General features: G+C 55.2%; 15 protein-coding genes and 1 tRNA gene. All 16 read left to right on the plus strand.

Annotation, left to right across the window (positions count from 1 at the left end; all coding sequences use genetic code 11):
• The first annotated feature begins 139 nt into the window (after positions 1-139).
• Positions 140-1531: a tRNA (N6-isopentenyl adenosine(37)-C2)-methylthiotransferase MiaB gene (gene miaB / locus LAO21_10115; protein MBZ5553065.1), complete on the plus strand. Its 1392-nt coding sequence runs from the start codon at positions 140-142 to the stop codon at positions 1529-1531.
• Positions 1521-2006 carry a bifunctional nuclease family protein gene (locus LAO21_10120; protein ID MBZ5553066.1) on the plus strand — a complete coding sequence of 162 codons (486 nt, stop codon included), beginning with the start codon at positions 1521-1523 and terminating at the stop codon, positions 2004-2006. Before miaB ends, LAO21_10120 begins: the two co-directional genes overlap by 11 nt.
• A 59-nt stretch (positions 2007-2065) precedes the next feature.
• A complete protein-coding gene (locus LAO21_10125) occupies positions 2066-2926 on the plus strand; it encodes a ParA family protein (protein ID MBZ5553067.1) in 861 nt (286 codons plus the stop codon).
• On the plus strand, positions 2919-3746 hold the full coding sequence (locus LAO21_10130) for a ParB/RepB/Spo0J family partition protein (protein MBZ5553068.1): 828 nt from the start codon (positions 2919-2921) through the stop codon (positions 3744-3746). The genes LAO21_10125 and LAO21_10130 overlap by 8 nt, the downstream gene beginning before the upstream one ends.
• Before the next feature lie 124 nt (positions 3747-3870).
• Complete coding sequence (gene gcvT / locus LAO21_10135; GenBank protein MBZ5553069.1) at positions 3871-4983, plus strand: glycine cleavage system aminomethyltransferase GcvT; 1113 nt, start codon at positions 3871-3873, stop codon at positions 4981-4983.
• 152 nt (positions 4984-5135) lie between these two features.
• A complete protein-coding gene (gene gcvH / locus LAO21_10140) occupies positions 5136-5531 on the plus strand; it encodes a glycine cleavage system protein GcvH (GenBank protein MBZ5553070.1) in 396 nt (131 codons plus the stop codon).
• Entirely contained in the window at positions 5531-6886 is a 1356-nt protein-coding gene (gene gcvPA, locus LAO21_10145; GenBank protein ID MBZ5553071.1) for an aminomethyl-transferring glycine dehydrogenase subunit GcvPA, read from the plus strand. The genes gcvH and gcvPA overlap by 1 nt, the downstream gene beginning before the upstream one ends.
• 11 nt (positions 6887-6897) lie before the next feature.
• A complete protein-coding gene (gene gcvPB / locus LAO21_10150) occupies positions 6898-8397 on the plus strand; it encodes an aminomethyl-transferring glycine dehydrogenase subunit GcvPB (GenBank protein ID MBZ5553072.1) in 1500 nt (499 codons plus the stop codon).
• Between the two features lie 1031 nt (positions 8398-9428).
• On the plus strand, positions 9429-9623 hold the full coding sequence (locus LAO21_10155) for a hypothetical protein (GenBank protein ID MBZ5553073.1): 195 nt from the start codon (positions 9429-9431) through the stop codon (positions 9621-9623).
• Positions 9624-9987: 364 nt separating this feature from the next.
• Positions 9988-10072, plus strand: a tRNA-Leu gene (locus LAO21_10160).
• A 211-nt stretch (positions 10073-10283) separates the two neighbouring features.
• Positions 10284-11609, plus strand: a complete 1326-nt coding sequence (gene tig / locus LAO21_10165) for a trigger factor (GenBank protein MBZ5553074.1) — start codon at positions 10284-10286, stop codon at positions 11607-11609.
• A gap of 43 nt (positions 11610-11652) precedes the next feature.
• A complete protein-coding gene (clpP, locus tag LAO21_10170; GenBank protein MBZ5553075.1) occupies positions 11653-12237 on the plus strand; it encodes an ATP-dependent Clp endopeptidase proteolytic subunit ClpP in 585 nt (194 codons plus the stop codon).
• Between the two features lie 27 nt (positions 12238-12264).
• On the plus strand, positions 12265-13512 hold the full coding sequence (gene clpX, locus LAO21_10175; protein ID MBZ5553076.1) for an ATP-dependent Clp protease ATP-binding subunit ClpX: 1248 nt from the start codon (positions 12265-12267) through the stop codon (positions 13510-13512).
• Between the two features lie 70 nt (positions 13513-13582).
• Positions 13583-16024, plus strand: a complete 2442-nt coding sequence (gene lon, locus LAO21_10180) for an endopeptidase La (GenBank protein ID MBZ5553077.1) — start codon at positions 13583-13585, stop codon at positions 16022-16024.
• A 17-nt stretch (positions 16025-16041) separates the two neighbouring features.
• Complete coding sequence (gene yihA, locus LAO21_10185; GenBank protein MBZ5553078.1) at positions 16042-16614, plus strand: ribosome biogenesis GTP-binding protein YihA/YsxC; 573 nt, start codon at positions 16042-16044, stop codon at positions 16612-16614.
• Positions 16615-16807: 193 nt separating this feature from the next.
• Entirely contained in the window at positions 16808-18058 is a 1251-nt protein-coding gene (rho, locus tag LAO21_10190; GenBank protein ID MBZ5553079.1) for a transcription termination factor Rho, read from the plus strand.
• Positions 18059-18349 lie beyond the last annotated feature (291 nt).

Here is an 18349-nt window from a genome sequence, read left to right on the forward strand (position 1 = left end):
CAGGGGCCATCACGGAAACGGCTGCAGAGTATTGCTTTAACCGGATCTGCGGAACTTGGGCCTGCAGGGGACTCAGCGCGCGTTCGAACCAGGGGACAGGGTGACTGGTATTCAGGGATGCGGAACAGGCTTCAACGGAATGGAAAACAAGAAGTTTTACATTGAGACTTTCGGGTGCGCCATGAATGTCCACGACTCCGAGAAGGTGGCGGGGACGTTGATTGGCATGGGGTACGAGGTCACGCAGTCTCTCGAAGAGGCCGGGCTAGTGCTGGTCAATACGTGCAGCATTCGCGAAAAGGCTTCGGAGAAGGTTTTTTCGAGACTGGGGGCCCTGAAAAAGGCCTTTCCACAGAAGAAGGTGGGCGTGCTGGGCTGTGTTGCGCAACAGGAGGGCGCCCGGTTCTTCCAGCGCGCGCCCAATGTCCACCTGGTGGTCGGGTCGGCCAGCTATAACAACATCCCCCGCCTGATTCGTGAACTCGAATCCGGCAAAGACCGCATCATCGACATTCACCAGGATGACGAGCACTGCTTTGAAACCGAAGTGACGCAGCGGATTGGTCCCTACCGCGCCTATCTCACAATCATCGAAGGCTGTAACAACGTGTGCTCCTTTTGCGTGGTCCCGCATACGCGTGGACCGGAGCGGAGCCGTCCGAGCGATCAGGTCATTGCAGAAGTCCGACGGCTGGTGGACGAAGGTTACACCGAGGTCCAATTACTGGGGCAGAATGTCAACTCATACCGTGACCCGCTGGGCAGACGAAGCTTCGCCGAACTTCTGGGTGCGGTGGCGGAGGTGGAAGGCATCCGGCGCGTGCGGTTCGCCACCTCCAACCCCCAGAACTTTGTTCGCGAGGTGGTCGACGCCATCAATGCCCACCCCGCGCTTTGCAATGCCGTGCATCTCCCGGTGCAGTCCGGCGCTACCTCCGTATTGAAGCGGATGCAGCGGGAATACACGCGTGAAGAGTACCTGCGCAAAGTGGATTTCATCAAACAGTCTCCCCGCGGGATTGCCCTCTCCTCCGATGTCATTGTCGGCTTCCCGGGTGAAACGGACTCGGAGTTTGAAGAATCCCTCTCTTTGCTCGAAACCGTGGGTTACCAGCAGTTATACTCCTTCATTTACTCCCCGCGACCAAACACTGAAGCCCGGGCGATGATTGATGATGTATCGCCGGGAGAAAAATCGCGCCGGCTCGCGTTCCTTCAGAATCGCCAGCGGGAGATCCAGACTGAACGAGCTAAGTCCATGGTTGGAACGGAGGTTGAGGTTCTGGTGGACGGGTTTAGTGTGAAGGACCCAAACACCCTCGCGGGCCGGACCAGCACCAACTACGTGGTGAATTTCAGCGGCCCTAGGGCGTTGCGGGGTCGCTATGTGAAGGTCCGGATTACGAAATCAGGTGTCAATAGCCTGGTGGGTGAGAGTGCTGATCCCACCTGGCAAGGCAACTCTTTCTCAAGTCCGATGATCCAAACACACCCGGAGGGCGCCGAACTGGGAGGACCCCATGGAAATTGAAATGAAAATTCGCGGGCTGATGTTGGATCCGGTCACTAATATGCCCATTGTTGTCTTGAAGGAAGCCGAGGGCGCTTCCATACTTCCCATCTGGGTGGGTAATTTTGAAGCCAACGCAATCGCGATCGAGATTGAAAAAGTCCAGACCCCCCGTCCCATGACTCATGATCTCATCAAGAACATCCTTGTTGGCCTTCGTGCGACTCTGCAAAGGGTGGTGGTGAGTGAGTTGAAGGATGACACTTTTTATGCCCTCGTGTGGTTGAACATTGACGGTCGCCTCGTCTCGATTGACTCCCGCCCCAGTGACGCCCTGGCCCTGGCCTTGCGCATGGACTCCCCGATCTTCGTGGAGGAAGATGTCCTGAAGACCTCCAAAGCGGCGATGCTCACTTCGGACAAATTCAAGGACGAAAACCTGCGCCGCTGGCTTGAAAACCTGACCGAGGAAGACCTGGGAAAATACAAGATGTAGTGGTGGTCGGCCGCCCCTCCCCTAAAAAAAGTGTTGCTCCCAGCAAAATCCAGATTACAATGAGGGTGGACTGTCGATCCCTGCCAGCCCGAAGGGGCGAGTATGGCTCACGTGACTCAAGCTTTCTTGCCGTCATTCCCATTCCCTTTCTCTCGGAGCTTCCCGTGATTATCACCATTGCGAACCAAAAGGGGGGCGTCGGTAAGACCACGACTGCGATCAATCTTGCCTCTGCCCTTGCCCGCAAGGGGAAGCGTACCCTTCTCGTTGATATTGACCCCCAGGCCAACTCCTCGATTGTCTTCTGCGATATTCACCAGCTCCTTTACTCGACCTATGATGTGCTCGCCGACTCGCAGGTCAAAATGAAAGACATCCTCCAGCACACCTCGGTACGGCATCTTGATCTCGCGCCCGCCCGCATTTCGTTGGCCAAGCTGGAGAGTCAGCTGATCGGGGAACTCGATGCTCCATTCCGTCTCAAGGACGCGTTGGCGCCGGTGCGCGCGGATTATGATGTCGTCATCATCGACACTCCGCCGGCACTCGGCATCTCGACAGTGAACGCCCTGGTCGCATCCACCCATTTGCTGGTCCCCATTCAGGCCTCTTATTTCGCCCTCGAAGGAACCGACGACCTTCTGGAAACGTTCGAGAAGGTCAAGGCGCGCGCCAATCCGGACCTGAAGATCCTCGGGGTGCTCATCACGCTGGTAGACAAGCGGACCAGACTCTCCAAGGACATCACCTCGCAAATCCGGAAGGTCTTTTCCAACAACGTCTTCAGAACCACGATTTCAAAGAGCGTTCGCCTTGAAGAAAGCCCGGCGTATCGGGAATCCATTTTTACATTTGCCCCGGATTCTTCGGGGGCCGCTGAGTATTTTAAGCTCTCCGAGGAGGTGCTGCACCGTGCCTAAACGCGTCGGACTGCCCACTGTGATTCACATGCGTCATGATGCCCATTACGTCGACGCTTTGACCGCCAAGACGGGGGCGCCGCTGGGCCGCATGATCGCCGTCGACCGGATTGAGCCGAACCCGAACCAGCCGCGCCAACATTTCGGTGAACTGGAGGAACTGATCGCTTCGATCAAGGAAAAAGGTGTGCTGGAACCCATCCTGGTCCGCTTCGATCCTCAATCCCAGAAATTCATGATCATTTCAGGAGAGCGGAGGTTCGCCGCCAGCGTGCGGGCCGGACTGAAAGAAATTCCTTGCATCGAAAAGGAGGCCACCGATTCGGAGGTGGCTGAAATCGCACTCATCGAAAATCTGCAGAGGAAGGACCTGACGGCTTTTGAAGAAGCCGACGGGTTCAAGGCCCTCTCGGACCGGTTTGGATACACGCACAACGACATCGCTAAGAAGATCGGGAAGTCGCGCTCTTCGGTCACGGAAACGCTTTCGATCAACTCCCTGCCCGAGGATGTGAAGAAGCTGTGCCGGGAGGCGGGCATCCAGGCCAAGACCATGCTGCTGGAAATCGTCCGTCAGCCATCGCATGAGAAAATGGTTTCGACGGCCCGGCGTATCATGCGTCACGAGTTGACGCGCGCCGCCTCGCGCCAGGAACGCCAACCGGAATCTGCGAAACGTCCGAAGACCTTTACCTTTCACTTCGTTCCTCCCAACCAGGAGTTTCAACTGGATCTCCGATTCAAACGCGGGCAGGTGGAACGAGCGGAGATCATCGAAATCTTAAGGAAGGTCCTGGCTGCCCTGGAAGAGAAGGGTTGAAGGAGCGGTCTTCGAGTCTCTCGAACCCGAAGCACGCGGCTTCGATCCTGGACCTGCTTCCGGCTTGACACCCCCCGTTCGCTATGCTAGGTTTTCGTTGCTAGATTTCACCAGGAACAACACTGTGTCCACCACCGCTGAGTCGCAAACCCTGAAAAAAACTGCCCTCAATAAGATTCACCACGCTCTCAAAGCCAAGATGGTCGACTTCGGGGGATGGGAGATGCCGGTCGAGTACTCCGGCATTATGAGCGAGCATTTGAAGGTTCGCACCGCCGTCGGATTATTTGATGTTTCTCACATGGGAGAGATCGACATCCGGGGGAAGGAGGCGCTCGCCCTGGTCCAGCAGGTCACTTCCAACGATGCCTCCAAGCTTGCCGATGGACAAGTTCATTATTCCGGGCTGACCACGTACGAGGGAACTTTTGTCGATGATGTGCTCGTCCATCGCATCCGGCCCGATCATTATTTTTTGTGCGTGAATGCTTCGAACTCCGACAAGGACTTCGCGTGGATCGTGAAGAACAACCGGTTCGACGCCGAAGTGAGAAACTTGAGCCCTGAATACACGCAATTGGCCGTCCAGGGGCCGCGTGCCTTGTCCGTGTTGCAACGGCTGACCTCCACGGATCTCAGTGCCATCCGATATTACTGGTTCACCTACGGGAAGGTCGAAGGGGTGGACGCCATGATCGCGCGAACGGGCTACACGGGCGAGGACGGGTTTGAAATCTATTTTCCACCGGCCGAGTCCGAGCGCCTCTGGAATCGGATCATGGAGGCGGGGGCGAGTGAAGGCATCGCACCTGCGGGTCTCGGTGCACGGAACACCTTGCGGCTCGAAGCGAAGATGGCCCTCTATGGTCACGAGATTGATGACACCACGACCGTGCTCGAGGCGGATCTGGGCTGGATCTGCAAACTCCAGAAAGGCGACTTTAATGGCCGCGACCTCCTCCTGAAACAAAAGCAGGAGGGAGTCAAGCGGATCCTGGTTGGATTTGAAATGACGGAGCCGGGAATTGCCCGGGAGCATTACCCGGTATTGTTCAAAGGTCAAACGGTGGGCCAGGTGACCAGTGGATCGCCCGCGCCTTTCCTGAAAAGGAACATCGGCCTGGCTTACGTGCCGGTTGACCATTCCGCGGTCGGAACTGAAATCCAGATTCAAATCCGGACCCGCCCAGCCGCGGCCCGAATCGTCGCCACGCCGTTTTATAAACGACCCAAGTAGATTGCCAGCCGGTGTGGATGCCATTCTAACCGATTCATTCGCATTCATTCACAACCTAAGTCGAAAAACCTCAAGACAGCCAAGCACAGCACACGCCAGCGGCAACGTTGGGTGATCTCAAAAAGAGAAAACATTAAGATGGCCGAGGACCTATGAGCAAGTATCCAGAAGACTGCTTATATACGAAGGAACACGAATGGATTCGTGTGAACGGGAAGACGGGAGTTGTCGGGATCACCCACTACGCACAAAAACAACTGGGGGACATCGTGTTCGTTGAACTGCCGAAGGTCGGCGATCACTTCGACACCAACGAGTCGTTCGGCACAGTCGAGTCCGTCAAAGCCGTCTCGGAAATCTATTGTCCCGTGGCCGGTGAAGTAACGGAGATCAACGAGGCGGTGGTGAATTCTCCGGAGACGCTGAACAGCGATCCCCATGGGGACGCCTGGTTGATTGAGATAAAAATTAAGAACCCCCCGGATCTGGAGGATCTCATGTCGGCGGAGGAGTACGATGAATACATCCACGACGAGGCCGCCGAATAATGCGTTATCTCCCCAAATCTGACGCCGAGCGAAAGCGCATGCTCCAGACCGTGGGGGTGGAGTCTGTCGACCAATTGTTCGCCCACATCCCCCCCGCCATCCGGCTGAAACGCTCGCTCCAGCTGCCGCCCCCCTATTCCGAGCCTTCCCTCCTCGAATTCTTTAAGGCCTGCGCCGCCGAAAATGCCCCGGGGACGGTCTCTTTTCTTGGGGCAGGCATGTACCGACATTTCATTCCGGTCGTGGTGGATCATCTCATCTCACGGACGGAGTTTTACTCCGCTTATACGCCTTACCAGCCGGAAGTCAGCCAGGGAACCCTTCAAGCCATTTTTGAATTTCAGTCCTTGATGTGCCAGCTGACCGGCATGGAGGTGGCCAACGCTTCCATGTACGACGGAGCCACGGCCATGACCGAAAGCGCCCTCATGGCGCAACGTATAACCGGCCGCAGTGACCTGCTGGTGGCAGAGACTGTGCATCCTGAATACCGTGAAGTCCTCCTCACCTATACGCGGCACCTCAACACTCGCGTGCGCAGTGTGGCATTTACCGAAAGCGGACAGGTGGATTTGGACGAACTGAAGAAGCGCCTCTCCGATAAGATTGCAGCCGTCATCATCCAATCTCCCAATTTCTTCGGAAACGTGGAACAGCTTGAAGAGATTGCCCGACTCGCCCACGAGAGAGGATCGCTCCTGGTGGTCGCGGTGGCGGAATCGATCTCGCTCGGCTTGCTGCGCCCGCCTGGCCAACCGACCGGAGACGGCCAACCGGTCGCCGACATCGTGGCCGGTGAAGGTCAATCGCTCGGTATCCCGATCAGTTACGGGGGCCCCGTTCTCGGGTTTATTGCCACGCGGGACAAGCATGTCCGCCAGATGCCAGGACGCCTGGTCGGCCAGACGGTGGACACTACCGGACGACGCGGCTTCGTCCTGACCCTGGCCACCCGAGAACAGCATATCCGCCGAGAGAAAGCGACTTCCAATATCTGCACCAACCAGGCCCTGTGTGCCTTGATGAGCACCATCTACCTCTCTCTCCTGGGCAAGCAGGGATTGCGTGAGGTGGCGATTCAAAATATGTCAAAAACACAGTATGCCCTTGGCCGGTTCAAGACCATCGACTCCGTCGAGGTTCTATTCAATGGTCCTCGCTTTAATGAATTCGTGATTCGGACCAGGGACCGGCGGAAATTCTCAGACCGGAAACTGTGGAAGCAGAACCTGGTCGGCGGGCTCTCCCTGAAACGGTTCTATCCTAGACTGAAGAACGCCGAACTCCTGTGTGTCACGGAACAAACCCCCAAGGCCTCGATCGACACTCTCGTGGACCTCTATCAGAACGGATGACGCCTCCCCTCATGAGCGACGAAAAGGTTTGCAAAGCAGGAACCCACATCAGCCAGAATGAACAGCTGATTTTCGAAAAGAGCATGCCGGGAAAGCGCGGAGTTGCGTTGTCCCCATGTGATGTCCCCGAAGTGGCTCCGGAGTCGGTTTTCGATCCCAAGACCCTGCGGACAGCCATCGAAGACTTTCCCGAGGTCAGCGAAGTGGATGTTGTGCGCCATTTCACCCGCCTCTCCACTTGGAACTATGCCATCGATCTCGGCATGTACCCACTGGGCTCGTGCACGATGAAGTACAATCCCAAGATTAACGAGGTGGTCGCGCGTTACGAGGGCTTTGCACAATCCCATCCTTATCTCCCTGAAGCGCTCTGCCAGGGAAACCTGAAAATCCAGCACATGCTGGGCGAATGCCTTAAAGAGATCACCGGGATGGATGCGGTGAGTCTGCAGCCAGCCGCAGGGGCACAAGGAGAGCTCACGGGGATCCTGATAATCCGGGCCTACCTCCAGTCCCGGGGGAATCCGCGCAAGAAGATCCTGATCCCGGATTCCGCCCACGGCACCAACCCCTCCAGCGCTGCAATTGCGGGCTATCAGATTGAAAACATAAAGTCGGGGGAACAAGGGTGCGTCAATGTCTCAGCGCTCCGCGATGCTGTGACGGAAGACGTGGCCGCGCTCATGCTCACTAATCCCAACACCTTGGGAGTTTATGAGAGGGACCTCCTGGCCATTGTGGACATCCTGCATTCCAAGGGGGGTCTGGTATACATGGATGGCGCCAATATGAACGCGCTCCTCGGGGTGGCTCGCCCCGGCGATAACGGGGTTGATGTCATGCACCTGAATTTGCACAAGACCTTCTCAACCCCCCACGGTGGAGGCGGTCCGGGTGCAGGACCGGTAGCAGTGAAATCCCACCTTGAACCGTTTCTCCCCCACCCGACCGTCGAAAGGGATGCGGATGGGACATATTCGTACAACTTCAAACGCCCGCAATCGATCGGAAGAGTGCGATCATTTTACGGAAACTTTGGAATGCTGGTCCGGGCCCTCGCCTACATCCTGACCAATGGCCCCACTGGGCTCAAGCAAACCTCAGAAGACGCCGTGCTCAATGCCAACTATATCCGGTCCCAGTTGAAGGGCATCTACGATCTGCCTTTCGACCAGCCCTCACTCCATGAAGTGGTCTTCTCAGACCACCTGCAAAATAAATTTGGAGTGACTACCATGGAGATCGCCAAGAGGCTCATGGATTATGGCTTTCATCCTCCCACGGTCTATTTCCCCCTGATTGTCCATGGGGCCCTGATGATCGAGCCGACCGAATCTGAGTCCCTCGAAGAATTGGACCTGTTTGTGCAGGCCATGAAAGCCATCGCCGAGGAATGTGCCACTAACCCGGACCTCGTCAAGAAAGCTCCACATAACACCCGTGTCCACAAGCTTGATGAAGTGGCGGCCGCTCGAAACCCAGTGCTTCGATGGAAACCTCACAAGACTTAATGACCCCGAACCTGATCTCTCCTTAAGCGGTTCCGTTCCTTCCCCGTCCATTCCCAGGGGCTGTTGCTCTCCGTCTTCCTGTCACCATGAGCTGGCCACCCGAACTGACTTGGTGACACTTAAGTTCAATCCTTTAGCGGATCTCAATTGGCCCGCAATATCTGAAATTTCAAATTTGAGGCCGGGGGTCCGCGTGGCGAGAGAGTCTTAGTCCCACTCCGAGGGGATAACAGGATACCCCCCCCCAAGGCATTGGTGATTTCAGGAGTAGGGGCATCGCTTTCTTGTTTTTTCGCAACAATTCTGCAATTACTTCATTGCGGGGCCTGATCCAACAGGTCGCCATATCCGACTGAACATGGATGCTGAAAATATTGCAGAATATTGACCTCAATCACATCATTTACAATTCATCATTTTGTGGGCCTCACCGCCGGAATTTCACCTATTGTGATTCAAATCACCCTATGAGACGAAGACGGTATATACAATTTCTTGTGTAAGGAGGCAATTGGATAGGATGATATTGAGGATCTGGGAGTGTAAGGATCCATCCAGATCAAACCTCCTTCGAAGTACAAAGGCCCCCTATAGAAAGAAGGACCCAATGAAGGTGGAAAATTATAGATGGGGGACGATGTTTCGCAAACCGGACCAACTCTATCCGAAGGGTTTGTCCCTCATCTTGATGTTCTTTCGACCCTTGCACCCCGGATGTGCCTAACAAGTCTCAACGCCGAGGGAGTTAGGGATCGTAACAAAGACAGGGGAGCTGGGCAGGGAGGCCAGCGAGTCCGATGACTGGCAAGGAGCGTGGTTGGCACTCAACCCGAAGATCCCGATTCACTTGCCAGCGTCCAGGGTGGGGCCGGAATGATCAGGATTGCCAGCTCGGCTACCAATCAAGGGGTTCGGGACCCGGGTCGGCACAGCTTGCACTCGCAATATGGAAGAATCGAATACTTGTCCCCCCGCGGGACCTTAGAATCTTAACTTTTTGATGCCTTTCAATTCAGTGAAAAAAACCAAATATGATCAATCATTACTATGAAGTTCAACTGGAGTGCTATAACTCAAAGGGAGAGGTCTATCTCTCTGAGATCTATCGATATTCGAAGCGTCTCTCCGCTCTTCAGAAACTCAGTGCCTTAAAACGGCGTCATCCGTCGTCCGAGGTAGTTTTGATCAAGAAGTCTTGGACGCTGCCAAACGCCAGTTTTGCTTAGAAACGATTGGTCGGGGGGAAGGATTGAAGGCTCGCCCCAGGTCATGGCGAAATTTTCCTCCATCGGCTCCCCCAACATGAAACCAGCTTGATCCAGCGGCAAGATCCTGTTACTTTTCCACTTGAATTTATCGAGGTTCTGGTGTTTAATCCCCGTCTGCTGGATCCCGCTGGATTCCTGCTTTCTTTCTTGCCTCATGAATAAAGTCAGCAATGATCGATGTAATTGCTGGGTCTCTCAAGAAAACTACAGGCAACAGTTGTGACTTGCTCAAAAAATGTTCACTTGCACGATGACTTGAGTAAATGCGACCTCAAGGTGGGACACGACGGCGATTCCGGACGCCGATTGACCGTCAGGACAGGGGCAAGTGGCGGAATTGGCAGACGCGCGGGACTTAGGATCCCGTTCCTTACGGAGTGAGGGTTCAACTCCCTCCTTGCCCACCAAATCTTTTGAACAGGTGTCCGAGCAGTGTGCTGAAGCTCAGGACCGACGAAAAGCGGGAGATTCGGGTCACCCTCTATCCCTTGGAATCCTATTGACACTTCATTTACATCATTCAATGGCCCAGATCATGAATCCATGACCTTCCCTGCCGGATAATGTCCGCTGAGAATGGTCGGCTGCTAAGACCTTGGGCCACGCGAAAGGACCCTGGTGAAATCGGTACTTACTGAAAAAGAAGGCTGCAAGCGGGAACTGGAAATTGAGGTCCCTCCCGAGGACTGGAAGAAGCAATCCGAAGAAGTGGCGAATGAGTTTGCAAAAGTGGCGCAGGTGCCCGGATTCCGCCCCGGCCACGTTCCTGTGGCAGTCGTGAAGCAGCGGTTTCGACAGGAGATTCGTTCGGAATTGTTAAAGAAGCTTTTGCCTGATGTCATTGAACAAGCCGCTTCAGAGCAAAAGGTCACCATGATTACGCCACCCCAAGTGAATGGCCTAGTCTTGGAAGACGAAAAACCTCTCACTTTCAAGGTCGAATTCGAGGTCCTTCCTGCTATAGATAACATTGATTACAAAGAGCTTAAAGCGGACGAGGAAACGATATCAGTGGGGGAAGATGAGGTGGAAAAAAGGCTTGGCGGGTTGCGGGAACAGGCCGCTGAATTCATCGTGGTTGGCGACCGGTCCATCCAGGAGGGCGATTTTGCAGTGGTCAGCTTCACCGCCTATCCCACGCGAAAGTCGGACGAAAAGCCAGAGAAAGCATTCGATGCAAAGGACCTCTTGGTCGAGGTGGGCGACAAGCAGACCTTGAAGGAGTTCTCCGAGAACCTCCTTGGAAAGTCCGCCGGCGAGGATGTCAATTTCAAGGTCGAATATCCGGACGATTTTTCCGATCGTCGCCTGGCTGGACGGCGTGTTTCTTATCAGCTCAAAATCGAGGCCATCAAAACCAAATCACTGCCGCAACTCGATGACGATTTGGCAAAGACGCTCGGAGAATTCGACACGCTCACGGAACTCAAGGACAAGATCAGGAACGACATTGACGAAGGAAAGCGGCAGCTCGCCCGCAACCATACCCTTGAGACCCTGGTGAATCAGATCATCGAGAAGAATCCCTTCCCGGTTCCCCAAGCCCTGGTGGAGTCGCAGATCGACTCCCGATTGCAGGGGATGATCCGTTCCATGTATCAGCAAGGCATTGATCCGAGACAGATATCTATCGATTGGGAGAAGATCCGCGAAGAGAATCGGGATCCGTCGGTTCGCGATGTGAAGGTCACTTTCATCCTTGAACACATCGCTAAAAAGGAGAATATTTCCGTCACTGATGATGAAGTAGATGCGGAAGTCACCAAGATGGCTGAACGCACTCAGGAACCCTTTTCCGCCGTCAAGCAGCACTTGACAAAGGATAGCGCACTGGATAAACTTCGTTCTCAGTTAACAAACCGAAAAGTTCTAAACTTCCTTTACGAAAATGCCGATATAGTTCGTGGCCCCACGCAACTGGACAAACAAGACACCACATCTTAATATCTGACACTGGACGAAATCAGCATCACGGGATAAGGCCAAAATGACATTAGTACCGATGGTGGTCGAGCAGACGAGCCGTGGCGAACGAGCTTATGATATCTATTCCCGACTCCTCAGGGATAGCATCATCATGATCGGGTCCCCCATTGATGACAACGTGGCCAATCTGGTGATTGCCCAGTTGCTGTTCCTGGAATCGGAGGATCCGGAGAAGGATATTTCGATTTACATCAACAGTCCCGGCGGCGTGATCACGGCCGGTCTGGCCATCTACGATACGATGCAGTTTGTGAAACCGGACATCACCACCTATTGCATGGGTCAGGCCGCTTCCATGGGCGCGCTGTTGCTCTGTGCCGGCTCTCCCGGCAAGCGCTTCGCACTCCCCAATTCCCGTATTCTGATTCACCAGCCCTCGGCCGGTGGAATTTCCGGGATGGCGTCGGACATCGACATTCAGGCACGAGAAATCCTCCGCATGCGCGAAATTACGAACGACATCATCGCGAAGCACACGGGACAGCCCCTGGAAAGAATTCAACGCGATGTGGACCGTGATTTTATAATGACCGCGGCCCAAGGCAAGGAATATGGTATAATTGATCAAGTGATCACTCAAAGGTAGTCCCCTGAAGAGAAAGGGAGCGTCAGCGTGAGGCGGACCGATAATGAGGAAGTATTGAGATGCTCGTTTTGTTTCAAGACCCAGGACAAGGCGCGCAAGCTCATTTCATCCCCCAACGAGTTCCCTCGTGCCTTCATTTGTGACGAGTGTATCGCCGTCTGCAATAGTATCCTCGAGGATGACAAGACAGAGCTGGCACAGTCTGCGCAGAAGAAGCTCCCCAAGCCGAGTGAGGTCCATGAGTTTCTCAACCTCTACGTGATCGGCCAGGAGAAGACGAAGAAGAAGCTCGCCGTCGCGGTGTACAACCACTTCAAGCGCATCGAATTAGCCAAGTATCGGTCGGACGTGGAGCTGACGAAGTCGAACATTTTACTGATTGGACCGACTGGCACCGGCAAGACCTTGCTGGCACAAACCCTGGCGCGAATGCTGGATGTGCCGTTCGCCATCGTCGATGCCACCACGCTGACCGAAGCGGGATACGTCGGGGAAGACGTCGAAAACATCATCTTGAAGTTGCTTCAGGCGGCGAACTACGATGTTGCACGGGCGCAACAAGGAATTATCTACATCGACGAAATTGACAAGATCTGCCGAAAGGACGAAAACCCCTCCATCACGCGGGATGTTTCCGGTGAGGGGGTGCAGCAGGCCCTGCTGAAGATTCTGGAGGGGACGATCGCCAATGTGCCTCCGCAGGGAGGACGAAAGCATCCGCACCAGGAGTTTACCCAGGTGGATACCACGAACATCCTGTTCATCTGCGGCGGGGCTTTTGTGGGACTGGAGAAGGTGATTGAGCGACGCCTCGGACGAAAGGCCCTGGGCTTTCACGCGCAGCAACCCCCTCCGACCGACCTTCGGAACACGGCGATCCTGGAAAAGGCCCAACCCGAGGATTTGATCAAATTCGGATTCATCCCCGAATTTGTGGGACGTCTCCCGGTGGTGGGGACGCTCCATGGGTTGGACGTTAAGGCCTTGATCGAGATTTTGACGGAACCCAAAAATGCCCTGATCCGCCAATATCAGAAGCTCTTTGAATATGAAAACGTCAAGTTGCTCTTCGAGCCGGAGGCCATCGAAACGGTGGCTGTTCAGGCCTTCGAGCGCAAGGTCGGGGCCCGAGGCTTGCGCGTGATCCTCGAAGATTTGATGCTCGATCTGATGTACCACATTCCGTCCCAGCGCAAGCTGAGGGAATTCGTGGTCACCAAACAGATGGTTGAAGCGCAGGAGATCTCAGCGAACCTTTTGGAGAAGGCCGGATAGACGGGGAAGTCGTTGCTTCCCTTCACAAGAGAAGAGATTCAGGAGAAAGGAACCCATCCCAACAGTGGTCATGTTCAATACCAAGGAAAAAGAAGAGACTTTTAAGATCCCGATGATGCCGATCCGCGACGTGGTGATCTTTCCCCACATGCTGATCCCCTTTGTCGTGGGCCGGGAGTCGTCCGTCCGGGCGCTCGAGGAAGCGCTTCGCCGGGACAAGCGCATCATTCTGTCCACCCAGCATGATCCGACCGTGGATGAACCCAAGGCCGATGAGATTTTCCGGGTGGGGACAATCGTCAATATCGTTCAATCGCTGCGCCTCCCCGATGGGAACGTGAAGGTGTTGGTGGAAGGACTGGAACGGGCCAAGATCATCCAGCTGGATAACGAGGAAGGGTACTATCAGGCCACGGTGAAGCTGATGGCCGTGAAGATCGCCAACCCTTCCGCCTACGAAAGTGTGATGAACCAGGCCACCTCGTTGTTCGAACAGTATGTCAAGCTCAGCCAGAATTTGAATTACGAGACGATGATTGCTGCCGTCAAGGTGGACGATCCGCAAAAACTGACGGACACCATTGCGGCCAATCTCTCCATTCCGATTGAAGAAAAACAGCAGCTGCTGGAAATCCCGAATCCCATCGATTGCCTGAACCGCATCATCGAAGTCCTCGACATCGAAATCGAGAAACTTCACATGGATCGGACCATCCAGAACCGCGTCAAGAAACAAATGGAGAAAGCCCAGAAAGAATACTATCTGAGCGAAAAAATCAAGGCCATCCAGAAAGAACTGGGCCGCAAGGATGAGAAGAGCGAGCTGGAGGACCTGAAAAGGCAGATCGAAACCGCGGGCATGCCCAAGGAGGTGGAGAAGAAGGCTCTCGATGAGCTGAAAAAGCTCGAGATGATGCCGGCCATGTCCGCCGAATCCACGGTCTCCCGGAATTATCTCGACTGGCTCCTGGCGGTTCCGTGGAAGCGCCGCACCAAGGAGATCCGGAACCTCGAGGTGGCTGAGAAAGTTCTTGCCGAGGACCATTGCGGCCTGGAGAAGATCAAGGAGCGGATCGTGGAATTCCTTGCGGTCCGGCAGTTGGTGAAGAATCCGAAGGGCTCGATTCTCTGCTTTGTGGGTCCTCCCGGGACGGGAAAGACCTCGCTGGGCAAATCCGTCGCCCGCGCCACCGGGCGCAAGTTTGTGCGGCTGTCTCTCGGCGGTGTGCGCGATGAGGCTGAAATCCGCGGCCACCGGCGCACTTATATTGGAGCGCTGCCGGGCCAGATCATTCAAATGATGAAGAAGGCGGGAACCAAGAATCCCGTTTTCCTGCTGGATGAAGTCGACAAGATGTCGATGGACTTCCGCGGCGACCCCTCAGCCGCTCTGATGGAAGTGCTGGATCCCGAATTGAATCACTCCTTCGTCGATCACTATCTCGACGTGGAGTACGACCTCTCCCAGGTCTTCTTCATCTGCACGGCCAATGTGACGCACACGATTCCCCAGCCTCTTCAGGACCGCATGGAGGTCATCCGGCTGTCCGGGTATACGGAATATGAAAAGATGGAAATAGCAAAGCGGTTCCTCGTCCGCAAGCAGATGCAACAGGCAGGCCTCAAGCCGGACCAGCTCGAATTCAAGGACGAGTCGATCCGGGACATCATCCAGTACTTTACCCGGGAAGCCGGGGTCCGCAATCTCGAGCGGGAAATCGGATCGGTGTGCCGCAAGTTGGCCCGGAAGGTCGTAAAGAAGGAAGCGCTGGAGCGCCTGGAGGTCGCCTCCGGGAACCTCAGCGATTTCCTGGGTGTCCGGAAGTTCCGAAACTTGAAGTCGGAAGAGAAAAACGAGGTTGGGTTGACCACGGGTTTGGCGTGGACGGAGGTCGGAGGCGAAATCCTGGGCACGGAAGCCACTTTGATGCAGGGAAAGGGGAAACTTACTCTGACCGGAAAACTGGGCGATGTGATGCAGGAGTCCGCGCAAGCCGCCATGAGTTATGTCCGTTCCCGGACGGATCTGTTCGGGATCCCCAAGGACTTCTACCGGCACTACGATATTCATATCCATGTCCCGGAAGGGTCCATCCCCAAGGACGGTCCTTCCGCGGGGATCACGATGGCAACCACCCTGGTCTCCGTGCTCACCCGCATCCCAGTGCGCCGGGATGTCGCCATGACCGGGGAGATCACCTTGCGAGGCAAGGTGTTGCCCATCGGGGGTGTCAAAGAGAAGCTGCTCGCCGCGCACCGGGCGGGCATCAACACGGTCATCTTGCCGAAAGACAATGAGAAGGATCTTGCCGAAATTCCGCCCGAGATCCAGAAGGCCTTTGAGTTGCACTTCGTCGAAAACATGGACGAGGTCCTGAAAATCGCCCTGGTGGAGCCCTTGTTAACCACCGGGCGTCCGGCCGACGAACCGCTTGAGATGACCGAAGAGTTCAAGCCGGCCCTCAAGGATGAGGTGAGCCCCGGCTCTCCGCATGACTCGATGACTCACTGAGATAATCCTTCACATTGATTAAAGTCACCGGCCGATTTTTGAAAAGTGTCGCACGACTGAGCGAATCGCCACGCGACAAATTGCCCGAGATTGCCTTCCTGGGGCGGTCCAATGTAGGGAAATCCAGCCTGATTAACAGCCTCCTGGGGGTCAGACTGGCCCGGACAAGTTCGACACCCGGCCGCACCCAGCTGATCAACTTTTACCTGGTGAACCAGAAGTTCTACTTTGTCGATTGCCCCGGCTACGGTTTTGCGAAGGTTCCCGAGGAGGTCCGACAGCACTGGCATCGTCTGATGGAGGAATACTTAGAATCACGAGAGCCTTTGAAGTTGAACGTGTTGTTGCTCGACAGTCGTGTGGCTCCCACGCCCCTCGATGAGCAAATGCTCGAGTGGCTCATGGCCTACCAGAAACCGCTCGCCCTGGTGCTGACCAAGACTGACAAACTCTCTGGCAATGAATTGCGTGAGACGCACAAGCGGCTGCAAAGGTGGACTCAGGACTCATCGTTAATTGACTATTCCGCAATCAAACACATTGGACGTCGCGAGTTGTGGCGGGAGATCTTGAACGCCCTGCCCACTTAATGGCGAACTCCTGTGGTCTGGTATTGAACAATCATCCAATTCAAAAAGGGTTCGTCGTCAATGCGGACAGCATCGCCCGCCAAGAGAAATCGTGCACCCCGGACGTCGGCCGGAAAGAAGACCGCAGATGAGCCCGACACCGCTCCCTGGCCGTTTAACAACCGATCTTGATCCCAATAAAACTGGAGAAGTTATGGACATCTCAGAACTGAAAGAAATGAACATCACCAACCTGATGCAAATCGCCAAGGACCTCGGGGTGGTCGGCGCTTCAACCATGCGTAAGCAGGAGCTGATCTTTAAGATCCTGCAGGCGCAAACCGAGAAAAACGGCCTCATCTTTTCAGAGGGGGTCCTGGAGACCTTGCCGGATGGATTTGGATTCCTCCGCGCTCCCGATTACAACTATCTGCCCGGGCCGGATGACATCTATGTCTCCCCCTCCCAGATCCGCAAGTTCGATTTGCGCACCGGCGACACGATCTCCGGCCAGATTCGCCCTCCCAAGGATGGGGAACGCTACTTCGCCCTGATCAAGGTCGAAGCAGTCAACTTTGAACCTCCCGATGAAGCCCGGCAGAAGATCTTCTTTGACAACCTGACACCCCTTTATCCCAATGAACGCATCAAGCTCGAGACCCTGTCCGAAAACATCTCCGCCCGCGTGCTTGACCTGCTGACACCTATCGGCAAAGGGCAGAGAGGCCTGATTGTGGCGCCCCCACGGACGGGCAAGACGATGCTGCTGCAGACCATCGCCAACTCGGTGACGACCAATCATCCCGAGATCACCCTGATCGTCCTGCTGATCGATGAGCGTCCTGAAGAAGTGACCGATATGCAGCGCACGGTTCAAGGCGAGGTCGTCAGTTCGACCTTTGATGAACCCGCCACTCGCCACGTGCAGGTCGCGGAGATGGTGATTGAAAAGGCCAAGCGGCTCGTCGAACACAAGCGGGACGTGGTCATCCTGCTCGATTCCATCACACGACTGGCCCGCGCCTACAACACCATCGTCCCGCCCTCCGGCAAGGTGCTCTCCGGCGGTGTCGATTCCAACGCTTTGCAGCGCCCCAAACGGTTTTTCGGCGCCGCCCGCAACATCGAGGAAGGGGGATCGCTGACCATAATCGCCACCGCGCTCATTGATACCGGCAGCCGCATGGATGACGTTATCTTCGAGGAGTTCAAAGGCACCGGAAACATGGAGATCAACCTCGACCGCAAGCTGGTCGACAAGCGTGTCTTCCCCGCTATCGACATTAACCGGAGCGCCACGCGCAAGGAAGAGCTTCTCCTCCCGAAAGATGAACTCAACCGCATTTGGGTGCTGCGAAAAGTGTTGAGCCCCCTTTCGGTGACGGAATCGATGGAGTTGTTGATCGAACGACTGTCGAAAAAGAAAACAAACGGTGAATTCCTCGCCTCGATGAGCCAGGGATAGATCTGTCCCCCTGGGATTGCGCTTAGTTTGCCTTGAGGGGAACCTCATCGGTCCTTCGCCTGCGCCTTCTTGTCCCCAAACAAAAAACGGCACTTCTTGAGAACTTGAAGCGTCTAATCAGAGGTGTGTCCCTGGCAGGGAGAATTGTCCCTCCTCGATGAGAGCGGACGTGCGGATCAGCGGGCGATACGGGAGTGTTGTCGGAACCCAGGGGACAGTGCAGGGATCTTCAGAAACTTCCGAACTTCCTTGGCCGTATTGTCTCTTAGGAACACCATCTTTTGCGAAGGC

This window comes from Terriglobia bacterium (assembly GCA_020073085.1).
In the GTDB taxonomy this organism is placed as follows: domain Bacteria; phylum Acidobacteriota; class Terriglobia; order JAIQFV01; family JAIQFV01; genus JAIQFV01.

Coding starts and splice junctions, on each gene's coding strand:
- miaB (MBZ5553065.1), top strand. CDS start 140: ATGGAAAACAAGAAGTTTTACATTGAGACTTTCGGGTGCGCCATGAAT.
- LAO21_10120 (MBZ5553066.1), top strand. CDS start 1,521: ATGGAAATTGAAATGAAAATTCGCGGGCTGATGTTGGATCCGGTCACT.
- LAO21_10125 (MBZ5553067.1), top strand. CDS start 2,066: ATGAGGGTGGACTGTCGATCCCTGCCAGCCCGAAGGGGCGAGTATGGC.
- gcvH (MBZ5553070.1), top strand. CDS start 5,136: ATGAGCAAGTATCCAGAAGACTGCTTATATACGAAGGAACACGAATGG.
- gcvPA (MBZ5553071.1), top strand. CDS start 5,531: ATGCGTTATCTCCCCAAATCTGACGCCGAGCGAAAGCGCATGCTCCAG.
- gcvPB (MBZ5553072.1), top strand. CDS start 6,898: ATGAGCGACGAAAAGGTTTGCAAAGCAGGAACCCACATCAGCCAGAAT.
- LAO21_10155 (MBZ5553073.1), top strand. CDS start 9,429: ATGATCAATCATTACTATGAAGTTCAACTGGAGTGCTATAACTCAAAG.
- clpP (MBZ5553075.1), top strand. CDS start 11,653: ATGACATTAGTACCGATGGTGGTCGAGCAGACGAGCCGTGGCGAACGA.
- lon (MBZ5553077.1), top strand. CDS start 13,583: ATGTTCAATACCAAGGAAAAAGAAGAGACTTTTAAGATCCCGATGATG.
- rho (MBZ5553079.1), top strand. CDS start 16,808: ATGGACATCTCAGAACTGAAAGAAATGAACATCACCAACCTGATGCAA.